The sequence below is a fragment of the Streptomyces sp. NPDC057307 genome (genome assembly GCF_042667665.1).
In the GTDB taxonomy this organism is placed as follows: domain Bacteria; phylum Actinomycetota; class Actinomycetes; order Streptomycetales; family Streptomycetaceae; genus Streptomyces.
In genome coordinates, this window is sequence record NZ_JBHUZM010000238.1 from 1 (window position 1) to 6,356 (window position 6,356).

Consider the following 6,356-nt stretch of genomic DNA (forward strand, 5'->3'; position numbering starts at 1 on the left):
GAGTTGCACTCGTCCTGGGCCTTCAGATACTCGGTGAACTGCTTGGCGTCCTCCAGGTTCAGCTCCAGGTCCTTCTGCGGGTCGCCGGTCTTGTTGCCGTTGAACAGCCACTGACCGCCGCTGCCGCTGCCCTTCATGTAACTGCCGCTCAGCGAGGCGCTGCCGCCCCAGTCCTTCAGACCGGGGATGCCGGCGGAGATGCTGGCCGTGACCCCGGCCCCGCTCTCGGTCACCCGCTCCAGGGTGACGGTGCCGTCGGACCACTGCTGGAGCTTGATCTGCTCGGAGCTGCTGAGCTTGATGAACAGGATCTGGACGACGACCGTCTCCTTGGTCTGATCCTGGGAGAGCAGGCACTTGGCCGGCTGGAACGGGTCGTCCGGCGGAGCCTCGGGCGTGCCGTCGCCCCCGCCGCCACCCCCGTCGTCGCCGTCGCCCTCACCCCCGTCGCCGGAGTCGCAGCCCTCACCGCCGTCGCCCGCGTTGACGATCCGGCACACCGCGTCCTGCAGACCCACGGCCGTGTCGTTGGGAACGGTCAGCGCCAGGATCGCCCCGATGATCGCGGCGACGACACCGATCACCGCCACGTACTCGACGCCACCCTGGCCCGTCTCACCACGCCTGCGTGCTGTGTGACGGTAGTGAGTGCCGTTCATCCGCGCTCCTCGTCCAAGCTGTGACTCGTTCACCTGAGTGGCTGGAGAGTAGGGAGCCTCCCGGGCCCAGCCGCAGGGCCTCTGGGCCCACTCGCGGGCCCAGCCGTACGGGAGGGCCCCCGATCGGGCACCGCGCGGCGTCGATACGGGCGTCGAAGGTGTGGGAACGGGCAGGGCGGCGGCGTGCGAGGGGAGGGGCGCGGGGGCGCCGCGCGGCGCGCCGTAACGAGCCCGGCAGCGGTACCGTGGGAAGGACGAGGGCTTTCGAACACCCCCACGAGGCGGTGCGGGCCCGGGAACGTCGTACGTGAAGAGGTGCTCCGTATGGACTCGGATCGTGCCGAGCGTCTGACCGCGGAGCTTCGCGCTCGCGGCGTCATGGCGCATCTGGTGCACGCGGGTGTCTACGAGTTCGGTATCCGGGTCGTCCTCGACGACCGGATCGAGGCGCTCTGGGACCTGGACGGGGCGGCCGGGCTCGACGCGGAGATCGTGAACGAGGGCGCCCTGATCGGGTTCGTGCCCCATGTGCCGGGGTCGGAGGAGTTCACCGAGGAGCAGCTCGTGAACTGCATCGCCACCACGAACTACGCGCTCGACACGCTCCAGCGCCCCGCCGACCGCACAACCGGGCAGCCGGAGCCCGGCCGGACGCCCGTCCCGCCGTCGGACGGGCCGCCGCACGCGACGCCGCCCGCGCTTCGGCGGCAGCGACGGGCCCACTGGATCCGGCGCGGCAGGCGCTGACGTACCGGCGGGCGTAACGGGCGGGTCGCGACGTAACGGGCAGGCCGTGACGTAAGGGCGTGCCGTCATGTGAAGGCAGGCCGCCGGAACCTCCCGGCGTCACTCCCACCCCTGAGCCGGGCATTCCGCCACACTTGCGGCATGTCGGGCACTCACGGTAAGACCTCGAACGCCAAGAGCAAGCGGAGCGCGGCGGTACCGGGCAGCACCCCACTCCGGGCACTGGACGCGCAGCAGCTACGCGTGCTGAGCAGCGTGGGACGCGAGTGGCGACGGGTGTCGGCGGGACCCGACGTATGGCGCCGCGCGCTGCCCGTCGATCCGGATCTGGGGAGCCTCCCCACACCCGCCCAGATCACGCCCGCCCGCTTCGGACGGGTCGTCCCGGTGTCCCCGTTCGGCCCGACAGCGTCGAGGACCACGGCGCCCCCGCCGGCTCCCGGCGGCGCGCCGGGCGAGAGCCCGCCGGCCGACGCGAGCGCCCCCGCCGGTCAGGGCCCGCCCGCCGACGAGAGCCCACCGGCCGGCGAGACCTCACCCGCCGGTGGGGGCCCGCCGGCCCCCGTCGACCGGCCCCGAGCCGTCTACCGGCTGCGACGCCTGCTGCTCGGCCCCGCGTTGGCGAGCACGGCCATCGCCCGCGAGCGCATGCGCAAGCTGGTCGCCCTGCCCGTCCTGTCCGCCGACGCGCTCTCCTCCGTCGCCTACGGGCCGGAGGCCATGCTCGCCGTCCTCGTTCTCGCCGGCACCGCCGGACTCCGGTACTCGATCCCCGTCGCGGCCACCATCGTGTTCCTGATGCTGGCCATCGGTGTCTCGTACCGCCAGACCATCCGCGCCTATCCGCGCGGCGGCGGCTCCTACATCGTCGCCAGCGACAACCTCGGGCGGGTGCCGGGACTCATGGCCGCCGCCGGGCTGATGACCGACTACATCCTGACCGTGGCCGTGTCGATCGCCGCCGGTGTCGCCGCGATCACCTCGGCCCTGCCGTCGCTCGCCTCCTCCTCCGTACTGATCGGCGTCGCCGCCATCGCCGTCCTTCTCGCCTGCAACCTGCGCGGCATCCGGCAGGCGGGCGCCATCTTCGCCGCGCCGACCTACGCCTTCGTGATCGCGATGCTGGTACTCATCGCCGTCGGCCTCTCCGACGCGGCCGACCGGGGCTTCCACCCCGTACCGAACCCGCCGATCAACGCCACCGAAGGGCTCGGCATCCTCCTCGTGATGCGGGCCTTCGCGTCCGGCGCGACGGCGATGACCGGCATCGAGGCGATCTCGAACGCGGTCCCGGCGTTCAAGCCCGTCGAGTGGCGCAACGCCCGCACCACGCTGACCTGGATGATCGGACTCCTCGTCGTCCTGTTCGCGGGCACCATCGCCATCGTCCACTACAGCGGGATCCTGCCGCGCTCGCAGGAGACGGTGCTGTCCCAGCTCGCGCACCTCAGTTACGGCTCGGGCCCGATGTACGTCTTCACACAGGCGTCCACCGCCGCCGTACTGCTCCTCGCGGCCAACACCGCCTTCAACGACTTTCCCCGCGTCCTGTCCCTGCTGGCCCGCGACGACCACGCGCCGCGCCTCTTCGCGCGCATGGGTGACCGTCTCGCCTTCAGCAACGGCATCATCCTGCTGTCGGTCGCTGCGGGGCTGGTGTACGTGGCGTTCGACGGCCGCACCGCGTCCCTCATCCCGCTGTACGCGGTCGGTGTCTTCCTCGCCTTCACCCTCTCGCAGGCCGGAATGGTGGTCCACTGGTGGCGCCTGAGGGACCGTCACTGGCGAAAGAGCCTGCTCTTCAACGCCGTCGGCGCCGTACTCTCCGCGATCGTCCTCATCACGGCGGGCATCACCAAGTTCACCGAAGGCGCCTGGGTCGCGCTCGTGGCGGTCGCGGTGTTCATCTACGTCACGACGCACATCCGGCGCCACTACGACACCGTCGCCGCCGCGCTACGACTCCAACGGCACTCGATCGAACTCCCACGCCGCACCATCGCCCCTCGCGTCGAACTGCCGCCCCAGGGCGTGGAGAGCTCCAGCGACCCGCGCAACCCCCGTGACCCGCAGGCGTTCGCGCGCACCGGTGGGCCGGGGCAGTCCGAGGAGACGGAGGAAGTGCCCGAGGAGATCCGGCACTTCACCCTCGTACTGATCGAAACGCTCGACCGCGCCGGTATGCGCGCGCTCGCGTACGCCGCCTCGCTCCAGCAGCCCGTCCTTGTCGTCCACGTCAGCACCGGAGTCGTCGAGGCCGAGCGCTTCCGCGACCAGTGGCGGCTGTGGGGCGACCATCTGCCCCTCCAGGAACTCGTCTCCCCGTACCGCGCCGTCATCGCCCCCCTGGTCAACTACATCGAGGGGCTGCACCACCAGCGGCCCGACCTCACCCTCACCGTGATCCTCCCGGAGATCGTCATGTGCCAGCGGCGCTACAGCGCCCTGCACAGCCGCACCGCCGCCCGCCTGCGCCGGGCGCTGCGACCTCTGCGCAAGGTCGTCGTCACCACGGTGCCCTTTCACGTCTGACGGGCCGGACGGGGGCGCGCGGCCTAGGCCGTGTGGCCCGGTGGCGCCGCCGCCACCCCTTGGGTCGGCCTGCCGGCTCGGGGGGACTTCCTGTTGATCATGACGGCGCCGACGACCGCGGCGGCGAGGAGGATGATCGCCGCCCAGGTGATGGCCACGGTGAAGCCGTGCACCGTACCGGTGTTCACGATGATGGTCCGCTCCGCCGGGGTCAGCGGGCCCTTGCGTGCCGCCGCGGCGAGATGGCTGGTCAGATACGTGGCCGTGGCGGTGGTCGCGATCGTGTTGAGCAGCGACGTACCGATGGAACCGCCCACCTGCTGTGCGGTGTTGACCGTCGCGGAGGTGACGCCGGAGTCCCGGTCGGCGACCCCCATGGTCGCCGTCGAGATGACGGGCAGGAAGGTCAGCCCGAGCCCGAAGCCCAGCAGCAGGGTGCCGGGCAGGATATGTCCCGCGTAGGTGGAGTGGATGTCGAGGAACGTCAGCGAGAACATGCCGCCGGCGCTCAACAGCAGTCCGGGGACCAGCAGGAATCGCGGGGCGACGAGGGGGAGCAGCCGGGCGGAGATCTGGGTCGAGCCGATGATGATCCCGGCGGACAGCGGGAGGAAGGCGAGGCCGGCGCTGAGCGGCGAGTAGCCGAGGATGTTCTGGAGGAAGTACGTGAGGAACAGGAACGAGCCGAACAGGCCGATCGTCGCCATCGCCATCACGATGACCGAGCCGGCGCGGTTGCGCTCCTTGATGATGTGCAGCGGCAGCAGCGGGTTGGGGGATCTTCCCTGCCACCAGGTGAACGCGACGAGCAGGGCGACGCCGACGCTCAGCACGGTGAGGACCTCCGTGGAGGTCCACCCCTCCGGCTCGGCCCGGCTGAACCCGTACACGATCGCGACGAGCCCCAGACAGCCGAGCAGGACGCCCGGGATGTCGAGGTGCGCGCCCTTCGTTCCCGCCCGGTCCTTGAGCAGCGTCAGCGCGCCGATGACGGCGAGCAGGGCGATGGGGACGTTGACGTAAAGACACCAGCGCCAGCTCAGCCATTCGGTGAGGATGCCGCCCAGGAGCAGGCCGATGGCGGAGCCGCCGCCGGCGATGGCACTGAAGATCCCGAACGCCTGGGCGCGTTCCTTGCCCGCCGGGAAGGTCGTGGTGAGCAGCGACAGGGCGGACGGCGCCAGCAGGGCGGCGAAGGTGCCCTGGAGCGCGCGGGAGAGATAGAGCATCTCCTGGCCGGCGGACGCCCCTCCGAGCGCCGAGGAGCCGGCGAAACCGATGAGGCCGATGATGAAGGTGCGCTTACGGCCCACGAGGTCGGCGACCCGGCCGCCGAGCAGCAGCAGCCCGCCGAAGGCCAGGGTGTACGCGGTGATCACCCATTGGCGGTTCGCGTTGCTGATGTGGAGGTCGTGCTGCGCGGAGGGGAGCGCGATGTTCACGATCGTGGCGTCGAGCACCACCATGAGCTGCGCGGTCGCGATGACGGCCAGGGCCCACCAGCGGTGTGTGTCGGGTTCGGTCGGCGCGGGACCGGCAGCTCCGGTCCGGGAGCTGCTGGGGCTCTCGCTGCCCGTTCCGTCCGGCGGGTCAGGAATCGACGGATCACTCATCGGACTTCCTTCGCAGTGGACCTCGACTCACCATTCCGGTCAGAAAATCACAAAACGGACACCCTTGCCCTGGATAATCGGTTGCCCCGCACCCCCGCCGCCGGTTCTCATGGGCCTGTACTTGCGCTGTGCCGGCGCTGTACTGGCGGAACGCGACAAAGGTGGTGTGCACCGGATGGGTACGACCCGGTTGGAACCGATCTCGTGATCGAGGCGGGTTCAACGCGGCGCTGACTCCGGACGGAGCAGCCGCCGAGCGAGGCGAACTCCCTCGACGCGAGACGGACGTGAGGCAACGGTCGTCCTTCCCCGCGTACCCGAGGAGTCGTACACAGCATGTCCCGTGACAGCACGTCGCGCACCAGAGGATCCGGATCCCGCAACACCTCACGGCGGGCGCGCGCCGAAGCGCGCGCCGAGTCCTTCAGATGTCTGCAGTGCGGGCTCGACGTCCCGATGGACGCGCCCGGTACCGATCACCGCAACCACTGCCCGAACTGCCTGTGGAGCCGTCATCTCGACGACACCCCCGGTGACCGGCAGGCGGACTGTGGTGCCCGGATGGAGCCGCTCGCCATCTCCGTGCGGGGTGACGGCGAGTGGGTTCTCGTCCACCGCTGCACGCACTGCGGAGTGATCCACGCCAACCGAACGGCGGGCGACGACAACGTCCTTCCGCTGACCCGCCTGGCCGTGCGCCCCCTGGCCCAACCGCCGTTCCCCTTCGAACGGTTGGGCAGCCTCTAGTCCCTGCCCGCCCGTCGCCCGCCCGTCGCGCGCCACGTTCAGCCACGTGGTGCGCGAC

4 protein-coding genes and 1 pseudogene are annotated in these 6,356 nt (G+C 70.8%); 3 read left to right on the top strand and 2 right to left on the bottom strand.

Annotated elements, in window-relative coordinates; genetic code table 11:
* Positions 1 to 659: pseudogene (locus ACFUN8_RS36605) on the bottom strand (hypothetical protein); the annotation flags it as partial.
* Between the two features lie 324 nt (positions 660 to 983).
* Here ACFUN8_RS36605 and ACFUN8_RS36610 point away from each other — a divergent pair.
* Together ACFUN8_RS36610 and ACFUN8_RS36615 are read left to right on the top strand one after the other, a co-directional pair.
* The gene (locus ACFUN8_RS36610) at positions 984 to 1,406 is read left to right on the top strand and encodes a hypothetical protein (RefSeq protein WP_383647555.1); all 423 of its coding nucleotides are present in this window, start codon (positions 984 to 986) and stop codon (positions 1,404 to 1,406) included.
* A 141-nt stretch (positions 1,407 to 1,547) separates the two neighbouring features.
* Complete coding sequence (locus ACFUN8_RS36615; protein ID WP_383647558.1) at positions 1,548 to 3,938, top strand: amino acid permease; 2,391 nt, start codon at positions 1,548 to 1,550, stop codon at positions 3,936 to 3,938.
* Positions 3,939 to 3,961: 23 nt separating this feature from the next.
* Here the strand turns inward: ACFUN8_RS36615 and ACFUN8_RS36620 are convergent, their stop codons facing one another.
* A complete protein-coding gene (locus tag ACFUN8_RS36620) occupies positions 3,962 to 5,551 on the bottom strand; it encodes an MFS transporter (protein ID WP_383647560.1) in 1,590 nt (529 codons plus the stop codon).
* A gap of 336 nt (positions 5,552 to 5,887) precedes the next feature.
* Between ACFUN8_RS36620 and ACFUN8_RS36625 the strand changes: the two genes are divergently transcribed.
* Positions 5,888 to 6,298: an RNHCP domain-containing protein gene (locus ACFUN8_RS36625; protein WP_383647563.1), complete on the top strand. Its 411-nt coding sequence runs from the start codon at positions 5,888 to 5,890 to the stop codon at positions 6,296 to 6,298.
* Positions 6,299 to 6,356: the final 58 nt, after the last annotated feature.

What these genes read in the sequence shown, in the direction of transcription:
- ACFUN8_RS36610 (WP_383647555.1), top strand. Translation starts at nt 984, where the DNA reads ATGGACTCGGATCGTGCCGAGCGTCTGACCGCGGAGCTTCGCGCTCGC.
- ACFUN8_RS36615 (WP_383647558.1), top strand. Translation starts at nt 1,548, where the DNA reads ATGTCGGGCACTCACGGTAAGACCTCGAACGCCAAGAGCAAGCGGAGC.
- ACFUN8_RS36620 (WP_383647560.1), bottom strand. Translation starts at nt 5,551, where the DNA reads ATGAGTGATCCGTCGATTCCTGACCCGCCGGACGGAACGGGCAGCGAG.
- ACFUN8_RS36625 (WP_383647563.1), top strand. Translation starts at nt 5,888, where the DNA reads ATGTCCCGTGACAGCACGTCGCGCACCAGAGGATCCGGATCCCGCAAC.